Source organism: Rhodococcus sp. 14-2483-1-2, from assembly GCF_002259405.1.
Lineage (GTDB): Bacteria > Actinomycetota > Actinomycetes > Mycobacteriales > Mycobacteriaceae > Rhodococcoides.
Window position 1 is genome coordinate 359,518 of record NZ_NPFW01000007.1, and the last position, 22,365, is coordinate 381,882.

Sequence of the window (22,365 nt, forward strand, 5' to 3'; positions counted from 1 at the left end):
AGTAAGACAGCGACCAGCCCACGGGGCGTTCTGGCGAGCCGACGCATCATTTATGGCTCCTCAATTGCGTGTCCGTCATTCATCGAGGTATGGGAGTGTGGGTGCAACGGCCGTCCCGACTTCGGGCAACCAGTGGCGTTCACCCTGCTGCTCGTTCGCCACCCACCACTTGAACAGCTCCGACTGGGGTGCCGACCGTCCATGGCGCTGTCCAGGTGGGCGATGTCGCGGATAGTGCACCGGCACACCGACGTAGCCGAATGCGATGTCGAGGAACTCGTTTCGGATACGAGCCAGATCGGCACGGCCTCGGAGCGTGGCATCGTATTTGTTGACCAGACGCTGCAGCGCCGCCTCATCGCAGGGGTCCGGCGTCGTCGACAATGACCGATACCGCTCGGTGAGGTTCGACGCCTCGAACAGTTCGACCTTCTCCCATTCGGCGGTCACCCGCACGGCGCCGAACCCGAGCGGTTTGCCGAGGCCCATAGTCATCACGGCCTCGTCCGGTAGGGCGAGAAGCCAGAGGAGCGCACCCAACTCCACGGCAGAGAGGTTCTCCACGAACAAGGTCGTGCGGAACGTCGCATTGGGGCGCACCGAACTTCTCACCGCCAGCGCAACGCTGTTGAACTGATTCTCACCGGGGCCCGGGGCAATGCCCAGATATTCTCGGTAGCGCGTGACTTCGCCAACCTGAACCGTACTAACTGCGCTCTGCCCTCGCGGGTCCCAGTATTCCGAGGCACCAGGTTTTCCGAAGAAGGTCTCGGGCTGCGGCAGGTAGAACTTGCGTCCGCGTAGTCGACTGTTCTTCTTGGAGTAACCCTCTGCGACATTGCGCTCGGTGCCGTTCGCCCTCGGATGTTGATTCTCGTCGCCACCGTAGAAGCGATATTGAGTTGGTTTTGGCGAGTTGAGTATCCCCAGTCGGATTCCAGGAACGAAGTGTTCGATGATCGGAATACCCTCCGGTCCCGGGTCAACCGTCGGTGCACTGACTCGGAGTTGCCCACGATAAGCGCGACCGCGTCTTTCATCGTCGCCACCTTCGTCCTGCTTGACCCATCCAAAGACTCGGTCTGCCGGAGACAGGGCGGCCTGGTCACTGGTTGGCCTATTTCGATTCGGTATTTGCGAGGCCGCCGCGACACTAAATGCCCGCCGACCTATCATCGCTGGCGTAAACCAAGCCGAGCCATCTTCGCGTCCGACATATAACGTGCGGCCAGGGCACCACGCCCACCCCTGGGCGGTGACATCGGAGCTTGCATAGGTTCCATAGTTCGCGTTTCGCACCGCCGGGACCTCACTGCGATGAGCATCCAGGTAGGACTTGATGATGCCATCCCATCGGGCGCGGTCAGCGTCGTCGACGGTGATGGTGTCCCAATTACTTTCGGCTGGCCCATCCACATGCGTCACCACCAGCCGTTCGTCATGCTTTCCGGCGAAGGGCGCACCCGTCCAATGCAATCGGCCGTGCACTCGTAGCGGGGCGATTTCTTTGACGATAGTGTCGCGGCCGCCCACCGTCGGCACACTCGGCTTCGCAGGTAGGTTGCCTGCGGCGGATGCGAGGTCACTGACCCGCCAGAAGTGGTACACCTGCGGTGCGCCATTCCTATGGACTTCGTGCCGGAGAAGATGTATCCACGCCTGCACTGCACACATGTCGAGATCGGCTGGAGCGATACCGTTCGACGCCGCGAAACGGTTCCCGCGATTGATGGGGACGTGCGGTGCAGGAAGCGGATTCGTCCCACGCCAGTTTGCAGGTCTCAGATATTCGAGATATCGGACGCGGTGTCCACCTGAGTTCACGGGGTCATCTTCGATCAGTCCAGGGCATAGGTCGAGCGCTTCGCGGGGTTTCATCCGAATAGACCCTGGCCGGCTATGTGAATCGCTCACCACACCGACGGTCGAGTTGGTGATCGCCTCGTACGCAGCGCGGAGCATTCCCTTCACGCTGGATCCCATCAGCAACGGCGCGGCTGTCGGGGCGTCGCCGAGAAGGCCGCGTGTACGAGTTCCCACGCTGCGCGGATTGTTTTCGTCGGCAGGTGTTGCATAGGCCTGATCGGGCAGCAGCAAAGTAGTTCTAGTGGTGATCGTGACCGGGATGGTGCCGGTATAGGTGCCCGGCGCGAACGTCGCATGGCCGACCGGCATTGCGTTGCCGAGTCCGTCGGAGTTCCCTTTCGGGCGACCTGGAGTGGAGACAAAATTGTAGGGGTTGATGAACTGATCGTTGCCACTGGCCCTACGGGGGCCGTGTGGCCGGACATCGTCACGGGGTATCTGAACGGTCATTGTTCCTCCACCTGTATCCGAAGCAACCGCTGGTCGACCACTGCGACGTTGCCGTGTTCGTCCCTCGTTGCGTAGTCGACCACTGCTAGTCGCGCCCGGCTGTGTGTCGGCGGTTGCGTCTCGAGCGGAAGCCAGAGATCCCCGACGCGTCGATCCGTGAATTGCGCCCAACCGTCTTCGTAAGCGAATGTCGCAGTGCCCCAAAGGAGAAGCGAGCGGGCGTCTCCCTGCCGCAGAGGGTGAGGCCCGGCAGCTCCCGTCGCCGATGTTTCATCGACTACGGGTGCTTCACTCAAAATGACGGCTTTGCCTTGATCGAATCCCGATGTGCGCCACCACCGAAGCTCTTGTTCGGGAGTGAAAGCCCGCAGCTCGAATGCGTCGTCGGGGATTGCCGATTCATCGCGGAGCCGCGCTCCATCGGGCGTCATACGGAACCAGGGCGCGTCGTTGGGGGTATAGACAAATCCGACGACCCCTGCTGCTTCATCGTTCGCGAACCGTTCGAGGGCCGCTGTCGCCGTGATCGCTTCAATGCTTGTGGTGCAGGCGAGTTCGATGGAGTAGTCGACGATATTTGTGGTCATTGCGTAACCAACTCCGGAACGGTCGTGTTCCACGCCTGCTCCATCCGGTCGTTGAGGTGATTCTCGACGAGCACCTCCTGCAATGATTTCTCGTGTAGTTCCGCAGCGCAGTCTGTGTCCGCTACCTCACCGTTGAAGCTGAACCGAATGGCTTCGGGGTCCGCGGTAGCCGATCCGAGCCCGCGAGTGGTGCCGAAGCCGATCGGCAGCCACCCGTCGGCGAAATCGCGTAGAAGAAACATCATCAGCGCCAACAGCGCATCTACCGGGGTGTCGGTGCGGCGGCGTGCGCGGGTGATATCGACGTCGAGAATTAACTCGGACCACACGTCGTCGCGCAGGGCGTACGGTTCGACGCCGGTGTACAGCGCGCCGTCTGCGGCAGCGCCGGTCCACCGGTCGATCGCGTTGCGCGAGGCGACATCGAACCACAGACCGTCGTTCTCGGTGATCTCGTTGAGGGCCTTGACCGCCGCGTAGAACGCGATGCGCCGGGCCTCGATAGTGCCCTCCATATTTCCTCCGTTGGCGCGGACCGCGTGCCATTCCGCTTGCGGAATGGGCACCCTGCTGGCGACATCGTGCACAGTGACCAGACCTCGCCGGCCGGTCCCGTTCTTGTGGTCAGCTGCCTCACCGAAGGCATCCCCGATCGTCGGCATAGCTGCTGCGACGGCCATCTGGGCGACGAAGGTGGAATCACCGTCCACCGAAGACCCTGTCAGTGTGCGCACGATGCGCTCGGCGTGACTCCGCAGAACACCTTTCAGGGAAGAACCAGGAATGAGCAATCGAAGCGTGCCATCCTCGCCGGCAGCGGTTGCCGGGAAAGAGTCGGCCACACCACCGTCGTCGGCAACCTTGCTCAGAACCGGCCCCAATGCGCGCCATGGCACAGTGATCCGCAGAGTTCCCGGTGGACAATCTGATTGCAAGGTGTGGGTGTCTTTGCCAGGCAGCTCGATTCGCTCGGACTCGTCGCTGAGCAGCGCGAGCAGACCCGAGGCACTCGCCAAGTCGTCGCGGCAGAGCGCAGCGTCGATGAGTTGCATCTCGCCGAGTCCTCGTGTGCCGGCTGCGCCGACGGTAATGCCCGGACCGGACATGATGCCGGCGATCTGCAGGGCCAGTCCGCGTGCCTGCGGGTCCTCTTCTGCCCCGGGCACATCGATGCCCAGCTCGAAGTCGAACCTGGTACCGGCGGGCACCACGTATCGAGTGAAGAGATGTGTCCCCGCTGCTGCACCAGTCACCCGATCGATCGACACGCCGTCGCGGATCTCGAGAATCACATCGTCCTGCGCCAGAGCATCCGATACCACGACGAGGGAGGCGTTGGCATCCCGATCTCGGGTGCGATCACCGGTCAAATCCATACCCCACCAGGCCGTATCGCCACCGTCCAACGCAGCCCGAATGACTCCGCCCAACGATGATCCGGGCAGAATCACCCTGCCCTGCCCGTCCAGCACCTGAGCAAGGTCAACGGTCCCGTCCGGTCCGAGTCCGCCGATATGCACGGCGGACTTAGCTTTGAGGGTGCCGGTGAGAAGGTACCGAGCGTGGAGTCGCCGCATCAGATATCACTCCCTTCATTCGAGGCGTCTCGACTTGCCAACCGGATGAGTTCGGTGAGGTAGCTCTGAACGGCCCAGCGAGTGAGTTCGGCATACGGGCTTGGAGGAAGATCATCGGGCGTCGCGCCGAACAGCTTGTGCCAGATGGGATGATCCGGTGCTCCGCTGTCCGTCTCGAGCAACAGCTTCATGCCATTCAATTGTGCTGCGCCCCATCTACTTTCTCTCTTCGGAGCGGTGCGCCAAGCCCTGGCGGCCTCGACATCGCCGGCCCGGTTAACGATGCCCCGCAGCGATCCCCATTGCGAGCGGGTGATAGCCGACTTGACGCCGGTGGCCTGGTTTTCGAGAGCGGCCACCCGCAGCGCGGTCCGCTCGATCACAGTCCGCCATGCGGCCCGAATGTGAGCATCGGCGACAGGCGTTGCAACCGGCACATCGGCCGTGGACGGGGCCCCAGACTTTAGGGACCATTCCCGCAGGTCAAGACGGTTGGCACGCAATGCTGGCGGGTCGACGAGGACGCGGCCGAACCCCTCCGCCGTTCGATCGCCGACCCCGTTCGCCTCGACACCGGCGATTGCCGTTGGATCGAGACGAACTTGGGAGACGATGAGCACCACGCTGCCTGCGGCGAGCCCGGAGAGTGAGGGCCGCGGCAAGCCCCAGCTGCGTTGCCAACTGTGCCGCCGGGCAAGTCCAGTCGCGGCACTGTCGGCGACATCGGCAAAGGGGGCACCGTCCGCGGACTCGGCGGAGGTCGGGGCCAGCCGTAGCTTGCCGGGCACCCCCAGAGCTCGGGCCAGTGCGTCGACGAAACTACTCGCTCGTGTATCCGCCGCACCGCGCTCGTCGCGCAGAAGCAGGTCGGAGGTGAGCCAGACCGGGAATGCACTCTCCGCCAGTATTTCTGACGAAGCTTCGACTGGTTCGGAGGAGGTGATCACCAGGGTGGCGAGGCCGTAGTCGTCTTTCGACGACCTGCCGATTCGAACCTGCTGAGTGGAGTCCGCCAGCGTCACCCCGGCCGCCAGGAACACCTCGGCGCGCAGCACGGTCCCGGGAGCTATTCCGCTGTAGACGAACAGCCCACCGGTGGCCTCGGTGGGCCGTTGCTGCTGGTCGTCGATGGAGGCGTGAATGCTCTGAACCACGTCGACGGTGCGCCAACTGGTGCAAGCCGAGTCGACGTATCGGTCCGGCTTCGGCTTCAGCCGAGGGTTCTCTTGGTGGGGCCGCAACACATTCACGTACTCGTGTGGCTCGCCCTTCGTCGCAGAAGCCGGAGCGTCCTTCGACAAGTTCAAGGCCCGCGGCCAGGGCAGTCCGCGGGCACCGTCGATCTCGACCGTGGCGTCGGTGACGACGAACTCTCCTGCACGAATCAAGTCCGAGAGGTTCGGCAGGTGTCGGCCCAGCGGCCCGAGCAGCATGGTTCCCGGAATGCTGGTTGCGGTCTCGACGACGTTGCCTCGCTGTCCGCTGTCGATGATCAGCGGCTGCTGAGTTGTGACAGTGATGGTGTGCGAGAGCCGCAGCGGCCGCCGCGCAGTCGAGCCACTGCTGCGGGTGGGTGTGTATCGCGGGCGAAGTGGTGGTGTCCACGGTTCTGGAATCGTTCCAGCCCTGACCTTCTCGGTCAGGACGCTGAGGGTTTCGAGTCCGGAGAGCTTGATGTCAGCGCGCCCCGCGCCACGGCGACGCTTGCCGCCGATCTGCCGGGTGATCTTTGCCGCGGCAAGCAGTAGAAACTCTGCTGGCCAGATCTCGTCGGCTTGCGCCGTGGCACCGGTGCTGTCTTTGCTCTGCGGGTATTCGACCTGCCACCTCGCTCGAACGGTGAGGCCGGCGCGCGCGCGTTCCTCGATCCGAAACATGTCTTCCTGCGCGACGCCGGTGGTCGCATCGATGCGAATTCCAGCTCGAAGCGTTTTCGTCGCAGCGATCAGGTCGGCTCGTGTCAGCACTGACGCTCCTGCTGGCGAGAGCGACGCGTGGGCGATCGATTCCCGGTCGGCGAGCAGCAGGGGCGCTGACATCAGTGATGCGGGACGAGGCGCCCCTCTCTGGACGGTGGTGGACGGCTGGTCACCGAAGATCGCTCGAATCCATCGCGTCCAGACCCCCGCTCCGCCGTCGTCGAGAGCGTTGGCCGCTATTTCAGCACTGTCGCGGAGCATCCCGACCGCTGTCTTGGCGGGTACGTACGGTAACCCGATCGCGTCGGTGACGATGGACCGGTCGATGGAACCGTGCCGTCCGGTACCGGTTCCGATGTGCCAGTCCGAACGAAATGCGATTTCGATGTCGAAAGCCTTGTCGGCCATCACTTTTCCTCAGCGTTCACATCGAGTAGTTCCATTGCGGTGAGCAGGCGAGAAAACGCGGGCCCGCCGGTCGGCTCGAGATGCTCACCGAGAAGCATGGTGAGGTTCGACTCGTAGCCCCGCCCGACAGCAACTTCTGTTGCACGTGCCTTTACGGCGTTCAGGTCGGCGCTCGAACCGGTCGTGAGCGCCTCCCGGAGATCATGCAGGACGCCCGACGGTATCGGCGCTTGGCCATCGTCCGATGCATTAGGACGCATCAACCGCATCGCTTCACGTAGATGTTTCTTGTGTCGCGGGTGATCCTCGCGACCGAGCACGATAGGGCCCGCCCACAGTGCGCGGCCTTCGAAGACCATCGGCTCCCGCACGTCATCTAGGTTTCGGAGAGCGCTCTCGTGCAGTACATGCACATCGAGCGCACTTCGTCCCTCGAGCTTAACCGACTTGGCCGACCCCGTGAGTTGCTCGGCGAAGTCGACCGAGTGGCTGAACGGATGATGCGGTTTGGTGTAGACAAGTCCGCAGGCCAACGAAATCCGCTCCGGAGCGGTCGCCCTTGGAATCAGTTCGGATTCGACCCATTCCTTTTGGTACAGCGCAATCAATTCGAGGGTCTCCGTGATCACAGGTTCCCCGTTGACCAACCTCTCGAACTCGTCGGCCAACTGGGAGCTGAAGTCGAAGGCATATCGTCCGTCGAGTAGCACGGTGATGTCATCACCGCCGACCAGTATCGGTAGCACCCAATTCGTCGGCGGCGGGCCATCGTCGTGCGTCGCGCCCCCTGCGATGGTCTCGATTGCGTTTGTGACCGACTGCCAAGCGCATCGCTCCAAGGTCTCACTGATCGTCCGAATCAACTCGCGGAGTTCACTTCCCGATTCGACTCGGCGGAGGTTGGTGAAGATGTCGCCGATGCCGTTGCCGTCAGCATGCAACACACCGACCCACCCGTCGTTGGCGACGCCATCGCCAGACTGCAGGTCTTTGTAGGTGACCACGGCCGCTTCGACCAGAGACGAGTCTCCAGCGCCTTCGCTGAGGCGCTTGACGAGGGCCTTACGCGCATCCTCCGCTTGCGTCCACAACTTCGCGACGCCTTCGGACGCGGCATACGCCGATCCTCGGTCGCCCTCATCGACATAGCGGGTGGCCGGCCGCCCGGTGAAGGCGCACAGCTGCGTATACGGAAGAGTGGCATCGCGAGTGATCGAGCTGGGCTTGTCGATCCGCCACTGGCTGAGTCGGCGCTGTGCGTCACCGAGGGCGAGACCGAGGTTGGACAAATCCTCGTTGACGTCGACATCACCGACGACTCCCCAAATTTCCAGGTCGGGAGCTTCGGCAACGGCTCTGGTGGTGACGGCCTCGATGATCCTTCGACCGGCTTCCTGGGTGGCGAGCAGGTATCCGAGTCCCGACGCTTTCACAACGTGGTCTTCGGCGCTGACCCCGGCAGCTTGGGCGGCCTCAGGTATCCATTCGAACCCGACGCACCAGATCAGACGCGACGCCGCGATATTCAGCCGTTGCTTGTTGGTCTGAAAGACCAACTTCTGATTGGACCCCGTCTCGATGACAATCCACCGACGACTCAAATCGCGTTCCCCCTCCGACCGGACACTGCGGACTTACCGTAGTGGACCAAGCAGCACTCGGATGTCGTTCAATCGATGGACCCTGCGGCAGGCCAGCGGAGCAAGCAAAACAGGCGGAAACACCTTACGAGACGCCCGGCTACTACATCGTCAATCCCGATCATTCCCCCGACCCGTCAATGCGAAGCACCAGCCGGTTTCCGAACTCCTCACAGCCATTCCACACATGTCGTTGTAAGACAACACGTACGAGATGTCGAGATGGTCTCTTGCTGAACTCGATCGTCGGCGCTACGAAGCTCTCAGGATGCGGTTCACCATCGGACTGAACTCCGTTCCGGAACCACTTCTTCAAACTGATTCAGGCGCTCGGCCATTTGTTACGAGGTGATTAATTCAGCCCGACGGGTTGAGGAAGCGCTCTGCGGACGGCACGCGAACCAGTCAGTTCTAACCAAACCCGCCACCTTACAGCCTCCACAGGTGCAGCTCCGTTTCATCCCTTCGGCAACAGACCACATCTAACATCGCGCCGTAGTACACGTGGCGGCAGATCCGGAACGTTTCAATTCGCCCTTCGGCGAGACCCCACACCTGACGCAGCGACCACCACCGACTACCTGTCGGGCGTGCCGTTTCAATTCGCCCTTCGGCGAGACCCAACACCTGACGCTGGAAAAGTTGACCGGACGTGTCAAGGCCCTGGAGTTTCAATTCGCCCTCCGGCGAGACCCAACACCTGACGCCTCCGGTAGTGGAGATCCCTCCCCATTCGCCGGCTCGTTTCAATTCGCCCTCCGGCGAGACCCAACACCTGACCTCTTCGACCTGTTCAAGGCTGAGGGCTTCGGCTTTTGTTTCAATTCGCCCTCCGGCGAGACCCAACACCTGACCCACGACACTGCTGGGTGCAGGAATCGCTTCGGCGGAGTTTCAATTCGCCCTCCGGCGAGACCCCACACCTGACCTTTCCGCGGACGAAATGACCATCGCCGATGCGAGCGTTTCAATTCGCCCTTCGGCGAGACCCCACACCTGACGGCATCTACATCCTCATCACCGCTACCGCACCTGGAAGCGTTTCAATTCGCCCTTCGGCGAGACCTCACATCGGACGACACCAAGCAACCAGAAATGATCGTGCGGTTCAAGCAGGTTTCAATTCGCCCTTCGGCGAGACCTCACATCGGACTCGGAACGTTGTTCAGAACAGCCGCAGCAATGTGATGTTTCAATTCGCCCTTCGGCGAGACCTCACATCGGACGGCTGGGGGCGAGTCCTAACGAAGATCGCTTGATGTGAAGTTTCAATTCGCCCTTCGGCGAGACCTCACATCGGACCCTACCCAAAAAGGACGGCTCTTGACCAGCGTCGGTATACGGCATCTGCACACCAGCACCTCTGGAAAGCTCTGCACGCGTGCCGGCACTAGCGCGAGACGCTGTTTCCGGAGCTCAGAGCGGTACACACCAGACGCCGCAACCGGCACTCCGCTCGCCCCCCTCGTCTTCCCCTCGTCGTATTACGCACGACAGTCACAGAGCCGAACACCCGGATCCCAGCAGCGCAACGTCACTTGAGCACAATATCCGCAGGTGGCAGTGCGTCAGGTGTGGGTCCGAATGGGCTGGCGTACCGCTTGTACACGAGCGCCCTCGTCTCCGGCCTGCTGCGCGAGCTGTCCGCCCACCTCACCCGGGGCATGACGCGTCGCGAAAAGAAGTACGTGTACGGAATTTTCGGCCGACGCGGCTGTCCTGGTCGTCGATAGCTGCACGTTCGGTTCACTGTCGTCCCGAGCATCAGCCCCAACTGGAGGCGGCACAGAACCTGGGGTGATTCATCTAGCGCCATAAAGAACCGCGGGGCCATCTCGTCGACGCCACCCGCACCGACGCCGAAGCAACCCGCACAACCCGTCACGAAGCACCTCACCACCGGGCCACCTCGCATCGCCGCACAACCGCAGCCCGACGCCACTGCTTAGTGCATCGGCCTCGATCCGACAGGATCAGATGACAGCCGGGTCGGGCACAGATGACACCGGCTTCGAGGGTGCGAGACAGAACTGCACCTTGCCTTCGCCGAGCCACGACGAGAGCGCGCGGTCTGCACGAGCATGAACAAACAGTCCCTCCGACCGTTCATGCCCCGAAACCGGTATCGCAGCCCGACTGACAGCAACTAGCAGCCAAACATGTTGCTATGGAGCATAATTGGCACTTCCGTTCCGACCTGCAGCAACGGCCGGAGTACTACCGTCACAGCATGAGTAACACCAGGTCGCTGGCGCGGACGATCGGCGTCGTAGCTGCCGCCCTTGTCATCCCGCTCGTCCTCGGTTCGACTGTCGTGGCATCGTCGTCTCCGATGACATCGCGAACTCAACAGATCTCCTCGGCACCTCTGCGTCTGGGCATCATCAATCCCAACGGTCCCTCCGCCACATGGGAGTTGGAGCAGATCGAATCCGTTCTCGGCGAGCGTGCCTCGCTCGCCGTGATCTACAAGGACTTCGCACAGCCCGCTCCCATCGCCGAGCTCGACGCCGCCGATGCACGCGGGTCGACGACTCTGCTGACGTGGGAGCCGTGGGCTGCGGGCGCGGGCGTCGTGCAGCCCGATTTCCAGTCCTCGGATATCACCGCGGGCCGGTACGACGCCTACATCATTGAATGGGCTCGGTCACTGGCCAATTGGGGCAAGCCGGTGATGCTTCGGTACGCGCACGAGATGAACGGCAATTGGTATCCGTGGGCAGATCGGGTCAACGGCAACACCGACGGCGACTACGTGAGCGCGTATCGCCACGTTCACGATCTCTTCACTGCAGCCGGCGCGTCCAACGTCGAATGGGTGTGGAATCCCAACGTGCCCAATGCCGTTCCCATGTCGGTGGTCTACCCCGGCAGCCAGTACGTCGATGTGGTGGGGCTCGACGGGTACAACTGGGGAACCAGTCAGTCATGGAGCGTGTGGCAGACCCCGGATCAGCTCTTCGGCAACGGACTGGCGCAGGTGCGGGCCCTCGCTCCGGGCAAGCCCATCGTCGTCGGCGAGGTCGCGTCCGCCGAGGCCGGTGGGTCCAAGCCTGCCTGGATCACCCGGTTGATCGAGTACCTGGCCGCGCAGCCGGACGTCACCGGGTTCCTGTGGTTCGACATGAACAAGGAAGTGGATTGGCGCATAGACAGCAGTCCCGCCTCCGCTGCCGCCTTGGCATCGGCTCTCGCCGCACGGCCCAGGAGCTGACTACCAGGCAGACAGCGCGGCCGATGCTGCGTCGAGTGCGGCCGGCGAGCTGTCGAGACGCCAGTTCGCCTCACCCTCTTTGTCGAAATCGAACCACAGCAGTCCGCTGACCGAGGTTGCTTCCAGGTACTCGAACAGGTCGGTGATCCAGGCGGGCTTGTCACCCAGCCGGTCTCCGGTTCCGGTTTCGTAGATCCAGACCGGCTTGCCCGGCGCAACGGCGTTCGCTGTCTGGAGTGCCCCGCCGAAGACCTCGTCCGGCGTCTGCCACGACGTCGCCTCGCCGCCTCCGTTGTATCCGTCGATGCCGATCACATCGACGTACATGTCGCCGGGGTACGACGCCTCGGCGGTGGGCAGTCCCTCCGCGCGGCCACTGCTGCCGTCGAAGGACCACACCCATTGCACCTTGTTGGCACCGGTGCGCATGAAGATGTCGTGAACGCGCCGATAGGCCATGAGGTAGTCGTCAGCGGTACTTCGCGAATCGTCGACCGACCACGGATACCAGGTTCCGTTCATTTCGTGTGCGAAGCGAAGTTGCATGGGCTGATCGAATTGCGCTGCTGCTTCGGCCCATTGGGTGATGTATGCATCGAACTCGCCGGACGCAATGCGGGACGGTGAATAGTTGCCCTGATACTCGCCGGCGTTCGGATCCCACGGCTCCCAGGTAACGGCGGGAATCGCGCCTCGGTTGTGAATCTCGTACAGGGTGCCCACCGGTAGCGGACGCTGCCACGCCCATGCCTCGAAGAAGTTGACCACCTGGGGCTCTCTCCCCAGCTCCGCACCGGTGGCGAAAGCCGATCTCACTCCGGCATTTTCGCCGTCCGAGGATAAACCGAACGTGCGCGCAGGGCGGTCGGGCGCTGACGAGCAGCCACCGACCGCGACCGACAGCACAGTGATGAGCGTGAGCAACGACGTCCGAAAGCGGGTCATAAGGATTCCCAGGTTAGATCAAACGACGGACAGTCCGAAAACAGCGACACAAGCAATCTCGAGGTATGTTTTGGTGGTCGGGGGACACCAGGTCAATGACGACCCCATTCCATCTTCACTGCCGCGCTCGTGAGCCGATTGGTCGTCATGACGTCTATCTTCCAGAGCCATACTGTGCGCTTCGCTCCACCGGATTCGAGTGAACTTCCATCTCCACCAACGGATATCGAGCGCGACTCGTACCTGCAGAGTGAGCACCGTTGGATTCCGCTGGCGTCGAGTTTCGGCGGTTTTCTCACCACGGTCAGCCTGCTGTACCTGGTTCAGGGGCAGGCGTGGGCAATTCCGTTGCTCGTGCCACTCGCCATCACGACGGCCGCGATGATCCTCTCGTTGCTGACCTCCGTGCAGCCGCGCCGCGACACCTTGGCCGGCCACCGAGAGCGAGTACGTGCGTATCTGCCCGTGCACTACCCGAGCGTCGATGTGTTCCTGCCGAGCGCGGGCGAAGACATCACTGTGTTGCACAACACTTTCTGGCATGTGAGTCGGCTCCATTGGAGTGGCGAGCTGACCGTCTACGTGCTCGACGATTCCGATCGGGACAGCGTTCGAGACTTGGCCGATGCCTTCGGCTACGAGTATCGCGTCCGGCCCAATCGTGGATATCTGAAGAAGGCAGGCAATCTGCGATTCGGGTTCGACGAGTCCCACGGGGACTTCATCACGATTCTCGACGCAGATTTCGTACCGCGGCCGGACTATCTGTACCAACTCATGCCGTACACCACCGAAGAGGACGTGGCCATCGTGCAGAGTCCGCAGTACTTCGACACCACGCTGCGGATGAAGTGGATGGAGTACTCGGCAGGGGCGACGCAGGTGCTGTTCTACCGCTGGATTCAAGCGGCGCGAGATCGAAGCGACGCGTCGATCTGCGTCGGTACCTGCGCGATCTATCGGCGCAGCGCACTCGAGGTCGGCGGCGGCTTCTCGGCCATCGAACACAGCGAGGACGTCTACACCGGTGTCGATCTCATGCGGGTCGGATACCGAACTCGGTACGTGCCGGTGGTCGTATCGAAAGGACTGTGCCCGGAGACGCTCGATCAGTTCTCCAATCAGCAGTACCGCTGGGCGAACGGCTCGATGAGTCTGCTCAAGTCCCGCGATTTCCATGCGGTGAAATTCTCACTGCGCCAACGCCTGTGCTTCTGGTCCGGCTTCATGTACTACATCGACACGGCGATCAACATCTATGCCATCGCGCTGCCGCCGATTCTGATGGCCTTCCTCGCCCCCGAGGACGTGTCCATCAACAACTACCTGTTCGTGTTCCTGGCCATGGTGGTGCGCATCGCCATCGTCCCCGTCGTCACCATGGGTCGCGAGAGCGCCATCGGGCTCGACCGCGTGCAGACGTTCTATTCCTACATCCATTCCGTGGCGGTGTTCGATGTCCTCCGGGGTCGCACGGACGCGTGGCAGGCGACAGGAATCAAGACCCGCTCCACCACCGCTCTGCGCGTCAAACGTCTGATGACCACATGGCTGGTGCTCGTCCAGGTGGCGATGTGGGTCGGCGTCTTCTGGCGAGCTCCCGAATACGGCTGGTCGAACTACGCACCGATGATCGGGTTCGCCGTCTTCAACCTCGTCGTGGTCTATCCCCTGATGTTCTGGCGTACTGAATTCCCCACCCTCCTCGATCCGATGACGTTGCGGCGAAAACTGTTTCGCTCGGAGATCTCGACCTTCGTGCACCAGATGCCACCCGCTCGCTCCACCCGGCGCACACCCTCGACGCCCCGCAGCTGGCTGACGGCGTCGTGGCCGTGGCTGGTTCTGATGTGCGCGGTGTCCTCGGCTCTGTCGCTTCGGCCCGGTTCCAACACCACCGCCTTCCAGGACGAGGGCCTCTACGTGTTCGTCGGGCACCGGATGATCGAGCACATCACCGACGGCGTCAACGTCACGGAATATCCGGGTGCCTACTTCTCCGGCGCCCCGGGCCTGTTCCCGATCCTCGCTGCAGCAGCCGATTCCGTCGGCGGCCTCGAGGCAGCACGCATGGTCAGCATGGTGTTCGTCTGGGTTGCGATCGTCGCGACGTACGGCGTGGGCAGCCAGCTGTTCGGCCGGCTCGCGGGCCTGCTCGGTGCCGCGGTCTTCCTGCTGTGCGGCTCGGTGATCTTCCTGTCTCACATGGCGACCTTCGATGCGATGGCCATGAGTCTGGTCGCCGTCGCCCTGTGGCTCACAGTGCGCAGTGCGCAACAGGATTCATTGCTCTGGGCTCCGATCATCGGTGCGGTACTGGCCCTGGCATTTCTCACCAAGTACGCCACTGCGGTCTACCTCCCCGGTATCGCGGTGATCGGAATGCTGCTGACGTGGAACAAGATTCGGTGGGGAGCCGTCCGGCAGGCTCTGTTGATCGTATTGTCGGCCGTCGCGATCTCCTTCTTCGTTCTGGTGTTCTGGGCTCAGGATCTGGTGCCCGGAATCGTCTCAACCACCACCAACCGCACACCGATCTCTCCGGCCTCGGCGTCGCTGCTGCTCACCAACGCTGCAATGTGGATCGGGGTGATCCTGATCCTGGCGGTGTTCGGCGCTGCCCTCCAGTGGCGTCGCTGGCCGCTGGTCCTGACGTTGTTGGCGTTCAGCGTCATCGGGCCCGCGCAGCAGATTCGCATCGGCGAGGAAACGTCGCTGTCCAAGCACGTCGCATTCGGCATGGTGTTCGCGGCCCCACTCGCGGGGTACCTGCTCGGCTGGTTCATCGCTCGCTCGAGGTGGTTCGGGGTTCCGTTCGCGGTCGCTGCGCTGTCGATGCAGCTGGTCCTGGGCTGGACTCAATCACAGGAGTTCCTCACCTCGTGGGTCGACGACACCGCGGTGGTGGAGGCCCTACGTGAGGAGATCGCCGTCTCGCCGAACAAAGCCATCCTCGGTGAGGAACCGTCGGCGCAGCGCTACGCCCTGCGCGGTGAGGTGGAACCGATCCTGTGGACGGACACGTTCAGCCTGAACTACGGAAACAAGAACGGCATGAACGCATACCGCGAAGCTATCGACCAATCACATTTCGGCACGATCTATTTGAGTCTGAACACCGACAACGGACGAGCGATCAATCAGTATCTGACCACCGGAGACACGCCGTATCGCCTCTCGAACAAGGTGCCCTTCACGCGTCAGGGCGAGTTCGCGGGGTACTACCTGATCTGGACCCCGAAGGTGTTGGCGCGATGACAATCACCTACTCGGACGTCCTGGTGTGCATCCCGACCTACAACGAATCCGCCAATCTGGTCCCGCTCGTGCGTCGGGCATTGGATTCCGTTGCCGGTGCCACGATTCTCGTCATCGACGATTCCAGTCCCGACGGCACCGGGGACATCGCGGATGCTCTGGCGGCCGAGCATCCGGACGTGCGAGTCCTGCATCGGCCCGCCAAATCGGGTCTGGCCACCGCGTACCTCGATGCGTTCCGATACGGCCTCGAGGACGGATTCACTCGACTGGTGGAGATGGACGCAGACGGCAGTCACCCTCCTGAGCGATTGCCCGCGATGATCGCGGCCTCCTACGCTCCGGAGGTCGGCCTCGTCATCGGATCCCGTTACGTGCCCGGCGGGCGTACCGAGGGGTGGCCCCTGAGCCGAAAGATCCTCTCGAAAGCCGGAAACACGTACGTGCGCATGCTCACGCCGTTGACTGTGCGAGACGCCACCGCGGGCTATCGAGTTTTCACGGCTGACGTGCTTCGAGTCATGGACCTCGATTCCGTGACCTCGCGCGGATACAGCTTCCAGATCGAAATGGCATTGTTGGTGGCCGGTACCGGGAAGAAGATCAGCGAAGTTCCCATCACTTTCCGCGAACGAGAATCCGGTACCAGCAAGATGAGCCGCGCCGTCGTCCTCGAAGCACTGTGGAAAACAACGATCTGGGGATGGCGGAAAAGATCGGTTCAGCAAACAGCACACACGACGGAAGCCGAAATCCGATAACCGCACGTATTCATATCTGGCGGTTAGAGCGGCGAAAGAAGAACGATATGTAACACATTCGTGCATGATGTAGCGATGACTACCAGCGTCTTGGCCGCTTCGGAGTCGGGTGTGTCCGCAATTGCGGTGTGGACCTTGATCGTCGTCGTCATCGCTGCGCTCGGTGCTGCGTGGGCGGCGACGAGTGTTCGACGGGTAGGCGCGAACGAGGATGTGATGTCGCGGGAGTTGGCGGCATTGCACACCGCCGTCGATCGTCAGGTGCGTCAGGCCAGCGACAACGACTCGTGGAATCGCGACCAGGTGACCGCGCGTTACCAGGAGCTACTCTTCGCGCTGTCGAACGTCGATCGGGTTGTGGCCGAGAAGATTTCGGCAGCAGTGGTCTCGACGCCGGTCGGTGACCTCGAAGCTGCGAAGCGGGCATTGGACAAGGCCTACGACCAGCTGAATCTGGCGCTCACTGCCGCATTGGTGGTGGCGCGCAGACGCGTCCATCCGTTGGCGTTGGAGTTGTCGACGGGCATCGATCGTCGGGTGTTCGCTCCACTGGCTCCCGAAACCGGAATCCCCGCTCCGGCCCACGAACGTCTGCAGAGCGAGCACGCGTACATCACCAGAATGCATTCGTTGCTGCTAAAGGCGATGCGCGCCGATCTGGGTCTGCTCGATCCTAGCGCCGAGGCGACACTGATCTTCACGACGAAGGAAGTGGAATCCGGTGTGCTGGCGGATCGATCGACAGCCGCCGGCCGTAGCGCTGTGCAGCTGATCGATCTGCTCGAGGATTTCGGTGTGATGCCGTTGCTCGGCGCCGAGGAAAACTTCGTGATGTCCGATGCATTGCTGGTCCAGTGCGAGGAGCTCTACAGCGCGGTGAGCCCGAACTTCGAGGCGGTTCTGCGCCACATCGGCGACGAGATCCATCTCGCGATTCGTCCCGACCTCACCGACGAGCGCCTCGAGGAAATCTACGAAATAGCGGTACGACTGGTCGAAGCAGGATTGCGCGGAACCATCCACCGCAGAGACGGATTGGACGGCAGCAGCCTGTTCCTCATCGATCCGACCCACAAGGCGGGAATGGATCGGGTGTAGCGATGCGCGTGCGCCCGAGTACGCCGGTCAGTCCTCCGATCGCTTCAGGACTGCAATGCAGGTCAGAAACAGAATCTTGACATCGAGCCAGATGGACCAGTTCTCGATGTAGTAGTTGTCCCATTCCGCGCGATCCGCGATGGGGGTCTGGCCCCGCAGCCCGTGCACCTGAGCCCATCCGGTGAGACCTGCTTGCACGCGATGCCGCTCTCCGTAGCGTCTGATCTGCGCAGCGAACAGGTCTACGTATTCCGGGCGTTCAGGACGGGGTCCGACCAGGCTCATGTCGCCGCGAAGGACATTGATGAGCTGAGGAAGCTCGTCGAGTGAGGTCTGCCGCATGATCTTGCCGATCTTGGTGCGTCGGTCCACGCCTTCCACTCCGCCGGGTGCTGCCCCCTCGGCCGGAACGAAATCGACATCGGAGTCTCGCGGTGGGCGCATCGATCGGAATTTCAAGCAGTCGAAGGGGACCCCATCGCGGCCGATTCGCTCTTGTGCGAAAAAGATGGGGCCTGGGGAGCTCAACCGTACGAGCACCGTGAGCAGAAGGAAGACCGGCGACAGAAGAAGTAGACCCGTTCCCGCGCCGAGCCTGTCCAGTACGCCCTTGAGAACGAACTGCCACCCTCTCGGATCGACATGATGCAAGACCATCAAGGGCAACCCTCCGAGATGCTCGATATGAGCGTGCACGCCGACGGTGTCGAACATGCGAGGCACGAGCCAGACGCGAGTTCCGGCGTTTTGTGCTGCACGGATCGCTGCCACCACCTCTTCATGAGGAGCGGAAGCGAACGCAAACACAACTTCTTCCACCCGATGCACTCGGACGATCCGAGCCAGGTCGCTGAGTGTCCCGAGATTCGAGAGTTCCTGGTGCACTGCAGGATTTACGTCGGAGACGGAGTCGATCGTCCCGATGGGATTCATCCCGTATTCGGAAAACTGATTCATTCTGTGCGCCAGTTGCTCTGATACGGGACCGCTACCGACGATGAGGGTGGGCGCACTCGCGTGGTGTCTCACTCGAAACCAGCGCTCTATCCACGCACGGGCCAGACACGCGATCGCGAGTGCGCCTGCTGCGCACAGCCAGACTCGAATCATGACCGGGCCTGGGGCATAGGACGGCTCCGTTGCCAGAATCAGGGCGAGCGTGATCAGAGTCGCAAAGGCCACGGCGGATTGAACCGGTCCGATTTCATCGATGAAATTGCGTCGAAGCCCTCGTCGGTAGAGCTTTCGCGAGGCAAGGAGCACAAGGAGCGTGGGCACGAAGAGCCATGGGTGCCAACCCAACGCTGCGGCGCTGCCGGGCCGCAAGTGAAGACCTTCGGCTACGGCGATGACTGCGGCGATCACATCGAGAACAACGGCGGCGATGGGGCTGACCGGGTCGATACGAATTCGATCGGATACGTTCCTCCCGAAACGCACCTTCACCGAGTGCGGCGTTGTCGATCTCGTCATCGCTGTTCCGTGAGAATTCGGCACGATGCACGGTCCTTCCGATCTTCATGCCAGCCGAGCGCTCGAGCCGTTCGGCATTCGACATTTCGAAACACCAAACATTTATCACTCTCCACGGGTTTTCGGCGACCAACGGCAGTATTGCCATCACCGAAAAACAAACTGCTAGAAGGGAATTCTCTGACGAATGAGCCACGCGATGTCTTCGAGGGTCTTCACGTGACCGGCAGTCCATTTGCGCGGCCGGTAGTCCCACACATCCAGTATCCCGACGGTGAAACCTGCTTCGGACTTGATCGGCGCTGCCATGTATGCGACCAGATCGGACGTCGCGTGATCCCTCAGTAGCGCATGCTCTCTGATATCGGGGGCCACCAGCGTTTCTCCGGTTTCCACAACGACACGACACGCAGACCGTTCCACCGCTACGGTCTGCGGCTGCGCTGCTGTTCCCGTGGTTCCAACGCTGGCTTTGATGAATTGCGTTCGATCGTCGACGAACGAGATCGACGCTCCTTGCGCTCCCATCGCTCGCAATGTCATCCGCGCCAGTTTGTCGAACTGCTCGTCACGAGCACTGCCGATCATCCCCGTGGCTCGCACGGCGGCGACCCTGTCCACATCGTCGATGAGCAAGTGCGTCCGCTGGGGAGACGTCGAATCGAGATCGGACAACTCGATGCTCTCGGATTCGAAGCTACGGGCGTCCGCCAGCACGGCGGCCACCTCCGGCGAGGACTCTCGTTCGAGTTCCGTGACGAGCCGAGTGATGATCGCCCGACGTGCATAGGTATTGAGGGACTCGCCGGCCTTGTCGGCATGCTGCGTCAACAGTGCGTTGATTCGATCTCCGAAACCGGTTTTTCCTAATTCCACACGCCGGACGTTAGTTGACTGTGCACTGCTCCGACTAGTGCTCGACCGATAATGCCCACTGTCTTTGCAGGAGAATCGTCGCTCGATCGCCGGTGAAGATCACGTAGCGCGAGCGCTCCGAGTCGGACGTGCGTCGACCGTACGTACAGGGCACCCGCCAGGAAACGTGCCGAGTTGGGCAACATCGAACCCGTCCGAATAGGACCGCATACGTTGCGAGTCGGCGTTGCGTCGCTGCGTGAGGCGAGCAGGAAACAGTCGCAGAGCATGTCCTCGCGCACGCATCGCAGCGGTGACGAGCCGTTCCAACGCGGCGGGAGGATGGTTGTAGCCCAGGGCATTTCGCAGCGGTGCGTCCATGAGACCGAGGCTCACCGCTCGAACGATCCCCTTCGGGACAGGTGAGATGAACGAGGCGAGTAGGTCCAAGGTGGCGTCGGCGACGCGTCGAGCCCCGGGATCGAAGGCGAAATACTCCGCTTCGTAGTTGTCCATCAACTGCGCGAAGCCCTCGAACGAGTCGGGCATGTCCGAGATCCCCATGTGCTTGCCCAGAGTTCGGAAATATCTGACCGATGCTCGTACTTCGACGTCGGACATAGACCGCTTACCCCATCTGGATATCCAGCGCTGCGGTACCACGACGAAAGTCGCGAGCACGTAGAGCATCTCGTGATTGGGTATGTCGTAACTTCGATGCATCTGATTGATCCGGCGAATCGCAGCACGACCCTGCTCGTCGTCGAAGCCGCGCAGGAACGGCACCTCGAGAAGCAGCACCGTGTCGTCGTAACGCTTCTGAGTGGCACCGGTGAATGCACCGGTCTCGTCGAGCAGTTTGCCGATGCCGGGTACTGCGAAGGTCCTGAACAGCGCAAAAGACAACGCCTGAGTGATGTCCCACGGGAACTCGTGCACAGCCAGGTTCCGATAGATCTGCACGAAGTCGGTGTCCGGGTCGAGTGATTCGTTGACACGCCTCCAGTGGTCTCTGGGAACCCCGCCGAACCGCTGTTCTCGCACTGTGATCGCTGTCATACTCTCAAACTAGAATGCCCGCTCTAATTTGGCAAGCCCTATAAGCCGACTAGCATGGGATCGTGCGCACGCCCGTGCAGTCCCGAAGCGAAGGATCCACTGCGCGAATGGTGGCAGCCACCATCGAGTTGCTGCACGAAGGTGGATTACAGGCGGTAACGATTGCTGCCGTCGCCCAGCGATACGGCGGATCCAACGGGTCCATCTACCACCGTTTCGGAGATCGAACCGGCCTGCTGATGGCAGCCCAGGAAGATGTTCTGACTCGCATCGAGCGCGCTGCTGCAGCGGCATTTTCAGCCGCCGAACAAGAACCCGACGATGACCGAGCTGTCCGGCTGCTCGCCGACGCCGCGCTCGCGGTGTTCTCGGAACACCGGGGTGCGATGCGCGCCTTCTTCATCCAGTCCCGCAACACGACCGACGGAGAGTTGTTCTCCGCGCGAATAGTTCGCACGAACCACCAACTGGCCGACACCGTGACCGGCTGGTTGTCGGCAAGGTTCGGAACGAGCAACGCCGATGCCGAGGCCACCTGGAGAATCCTGTTCGCCATCGGCGCATCCCAGGCCGTGTTCGACGATCGAGACCTGTCCGCTCGCTCCACCAGCGAGAGCGAACTGTCCGACGCACTTGCCCGGGCAGTGTCGGCGGTCGCGCGACGCGCCTAGTGTGCGGTCCCGTTCGAGCGACGACGAACGAGCACCAACGCAGTTCCGATGAGCAAACCCACTGCAGCACCCCACGCCAGGTACACGACGGTGTTCGGGCTGATCGGCGCATCCGACACCTCGGCCTGACTGACCATCTTCAACATAACCGAGGGCGGCTCGCCATTCCCTGGAGCGTTGAGGTCGGCAACTAATGCACTCAGTTCTCTGGCAATGGTGTCCGCGATGTCGCGCGCGAGCTCCGGCGAGGTATCGGTCGCGACGATGTCGAACACAACAGTGTCTGGCGAGTAAGTCATCGTCACCTTGTCGGCCAACTCCGCCGGAGTGAGATCGAGCGCCAGATCGGCGATCACTGTCGAGGCCAGAGCCTCGTTGGCGACCAATCCCGCATACGCCGGAATCGCCTGTTGCGAGAACAGGTTGCCCTCGTACACATCAGGACTGTAAGTCGACCCCGAGGTGGAGACGAACATCTGAGTGCGCGATTCGTACACCGGTGTGATCAGCGAGGTAATCCCGAACGCCGTCGCCATCGACAGCGCGATGGATACGGCGACGATGCGCCAGCCCGCCCTCATCGT

At 62.0% G+C, this 22,365-nt stretch carries 15 protein-coding genes and 1 CRISPR repeat array; of the genes, 5 read left to right on the forward strand and 10 right to left on the reverse strand.

Annotation, left to right across the window (positions count from 1 at the left end):
- Positions 1-75 precede the first annotated feature (75 nt).
- Genes CH295_RS06430 through CH295_RS06450 form a run of 5 tightly spaced genes read right to left on the reverse strand, consistent with a single transcriptional unit; the run spans position 76 to position 8,363 of the window.
- Positions 76-2,316: a TIGR03986 family type III CRISPR-associated RAMP protein gene (locus CH295_RS06430; RefSeq protein WP_094740098.1), complete on the reverse strand. Its 2,241-nt coding sequence runs from the start codon at positions 2,314-2,316 to the stop codon at positions 76-78.
- On the reverse strand, positions 2,313-2,903 hold the full coding sequence (csx19, locus tag CH295_RS06435) for a type III-D CRISPR-associated protein Csx19 (protein WP_094740099.1): 591 nt from the start codon (positions 2,901-2,903) through the stop codon (positions 2,313-2,315). Before csx19 ends, CH295_RS06430 begins: the two co-directional genes overlap by 4 nt.
- Complete coding sequence (locus CH295_RS06440) at positions 2,900-4,480, reverse strand: RAMP superfamily CRISPR-associated protein (RefSeq protein ID WP_094740100.1); 1,581 nt, start codon at positions 4,478-4,480, stop codon at positions 2,900-2,902. The genes csx19 and CH295_RS06440 overlap by 4 nt, the downstream gene beginning before the upstream one ends.
- Positions 4,480-6,807, reverse strand: a complete 2,328-nt coding sequence (locus CH295_RS06445) for an RAMP superfamily CRISPR-associated protein (protein WP_094740101.1) — start codon at positions 6,805-6,807, stop codon at positions 4,480-4,482. The genes CH295_RS06440 and CH295_RS06445 overlap by 1 nt, the downstream gene beginning before the upstream one ends.
- On the reverse strand, positions 6,807-8,363 hold the full coding sequence (locus CH295_RS06450) for a Cas10/Cmr2 second palm domain-containing protein (protein ID WP_094740102.1): 1,557 nt from the start codon (positions 8,361-8,363) through the stop codon (positions 6,807-6,809). Before CH295_RS06450 ends, CH295_RS06445 begins: the two co-directional genes overlap by 1 nt.
- Before the next feature lie 607 nt (positions 8,364-8,970).
- Positions 8,971-9,749: a CRISPR direct-repeat array (repeat unit 37 nt; unit sequence GTTTCAATTCGCCCTTCGGCGAGACCTCACATCGGAC).
- 928 nt (positions 9,750-10,677) lie between these two features.
- Here CH295_RS06450 and CH295_RS06455 point away from each other — a divergent pair.
- Positions 10,678-11,661 (forward strand): glycoside hydrolase family 26 protein, encoded by a 984-nt coding sequence (locus CH295_RS06455; RefSeq protein WP_252341932.1) that lies wholly within the window; start codon positions 10,678-10,680, stop codon positions 11,659-11,661.
- Here the strand turns inward: CH295_RS06455 and CH295_RS06460 are convergent, their stop codons facing one another.
- The gene (locus tag CH295_RS06460; RefSeq protein WP_094740104.1) at positions 11,662-12,606 is read right to left on the reverse strand and encodes a glycoside hydrolase family 26 protein; all 945 of its coding nucleotides are present in this window, start codon (positions 12,604-12,606) and stop codon (positions 11,662-11,664) included.
- A gap of 147 nt (positions 12,607-12,753) precedes the next feature.
- Between CH295_RS06460 and CH295_RS06465 the strand changes: the two genes are divergently transcribed.
- The 3 genes from CH295_RS06465 to CH295_RS06475 all read left to right on the forward strand — a co-directional run bounded on the left by CH295_RS06465 (position 12,754) and on the right by CH295_RS06475 (position 17,723).
- Positions 12,754-15,864 (forward strand): glycosyltransferase family 2 protein, encoded by a 3,111-nt coding sequence (locus tag CH295_RS06465; RefSeq protein ID WP_141216970.1) that lies wholly within the window; start codon positions 12,754-12,756, stop codon positions 15,862-15,864.
- Entirely contained in the window at positions 15,861-16,625 is a 765-nt protein-coding gene (locus CH295_RS06470) for a polyprenol monophosphomannose synthase (protein WP_094740106.1), read from the forward strand. Before CH295_RS06465 ends, CH295_RS06470 begins: the two co-directional genes overlap by 4 nt.
- A 75-nt stretch (positions 16,626-16,700) precedes the next feature.
- Positions 16,701-17,723, forward strand: coding sequence for a hypothetical protein (locus CH295_RS06475; protein WP_094740107.1), 1,023 nt, complete (start codon positions 16,701-16,703; stop codon positions 17,721-17,723).
- 27 nt (positions 17,724-17,750) lie between these two features.
- On the opposite strand, the gene CH295_RS06480 is transcribed toward CH295_RS06475, so the two are convergent.
- From CH295_RS06480 to CH295_RS06490, 3 genes are all read right to left on the reverse strand, one after another.
- Positions 17,751-19,196, reverse strand: a complete 1,446-nt coding sequence (locus tag CH295_RS06480) for a sugar transferase (RefSeq protein WP_094740108.1) — start codon at positions 19,194-19,196, stop codon at positions 17,751-17,753.
- Between the two features lie 165 nt (positions 19,197-19,361).
- A complete protein-coding gene (locus CH295_RS06485) occupies positions 19,362-20,072 on the reverse strand; it encodes a GAF domain-containing protein (RefSeq protein ID WP_094740109.1) in 711 nt (236 codons plus the stop codon).
- A 99-nt stretch (positions 20,073-20,171) separates the two neighbouring features.
- Positions 20,172-21,110, reverse strand: a complete 939-nt coding sequence (locus tag CH295_RS06490) for an oxygenase MpaB family protein (protein WP_094740110.1) — start codon at positions 21,108-21,110, stop codon at positions 20,172-20,174.
- Between the two features lie 62 nt (positions 21,111-21,172).
- Between CH295_RS06490 and CH295_RS06495 the strand changes: the two genes are divergently transcribed.
- Positions 21,173-21,781 carry a TetR/AcrR family transcriptional regulator gene (locus CH295_RS06495; protein ID WP_212556147.1) on the forward strand — a complete coding sequence of 203 codons (609 nt, stop codon included), beginning with the start codon at positions 21,173-21,175 and terminating at the stop codon, positions 21,779-21,781.
- Here the strand turns inward: CH295_RS06495 and CH295_RS06500 are convergent.
- Entirely contained in the window at positions 21,778-22,362 is a 585-nt protein-coding gene (locus CH295_RS06500) for a YveK family protein (protein WP_141216971.1), read from the reverse strand. The two genes, CH295_RS06495 and CH295_RS06500, sit on opposite strands and share 4 nt — an antisense overlap.
- Positions 22,363-22,365 lie beyond the last annotated feature (3 nt).

What these genes read in the sequence shown, in the direction of transcription:
- CH295_RS06430 (WP_094740098.1), bottom strand. Translation starts at nt 2,316, where the DNA reads ATGACCGTTCAGATACCCCGTGACGATGTCCGGCCACACGGCCCCCGT.
- csx19 (WP_094740099.1), bottom strand. Translation starts at nt 2,903, where the DNA reads ATGACCACAAATATCGTCGACTACTCCATCGAACTCGCCTGCACCACA.
- CH295_RS06440 (WP_094740100.1), bottom strand. Translation starts at nt 4,480, where the DNA reads ATGCGGCGACTCCACGCTCGGTACCTTCTCACCGGCACCCTCAAAGCT.
- CH295_RS06445 (WP_094740101.1), bottom strand. Translation starts at nt 6,807, where the DNA reads ATGGCCGACAAGGCTTTCGACATCGAAATCGCATTTCGTTCGGACTGG.
- CH295_RS06455 (WP_252341932.1), top strand. Translation starts at nt 10,678, where the DNA reads ATGAGTAACACCAGGTCGCTGGCGCGGACGATCGGCGTCGTAGCTGCC.
- CH295_RS06460 (WP_094740104.1), bottom strand. Translation starts at nt 12,606, where the DNA reads ATGACCCGCTTTCGGACGTCGTTGCTCACGCTCATCACTGTGCTGTCG.
- CH295_RS06465 (WP_141216970.1), top strand. Translation starts at nt 12,754, where the DNA reads ATGACGTCTATCTTCCAGAGCCATACTGTGCGCTTCGCTCCACCGGAT.
- CH295_RS06470 (WP_094740106.1), top strand. Translation starts at nt 15,861, where the DNA reads ATGACAATCACCTACTCGGACGTCCTGGTGTGCATCCCGACCTACAAC.
- CH295_RS06475 (WP_094740107.1), top strand. Translation starts at nt 16,701, where the DNA reads ATGACTACCAGCGTCTTGGCCGCTTCGGAGTCGGGTGTGTCCGCAATT.
- CH295_RS06480 (WP_094740108.1), bottom strand. Translation starts at nt 19,196, where the DNA reads ATGACGAGATCGACAACGCCGCACTCGGTGAAGGTGCGTTTCGGGAGG.
- CH295_RS06490 (WP_094740110.1), bottom strand. Translation starts at nt 21,110, where the DNA reads ATGACAGCGATCACAGTGCGAGAACAGCGGTTCGGCGGGGTTCCCAGA.
- CH295_RS06500 (WP_141216971.1), bottom strand. Translation starts at nt 22,362, where the DNA reads ATGAGGGCGGGCTGGCGCATCGTCGCCGTATCCATCGCGCTGTCGATG.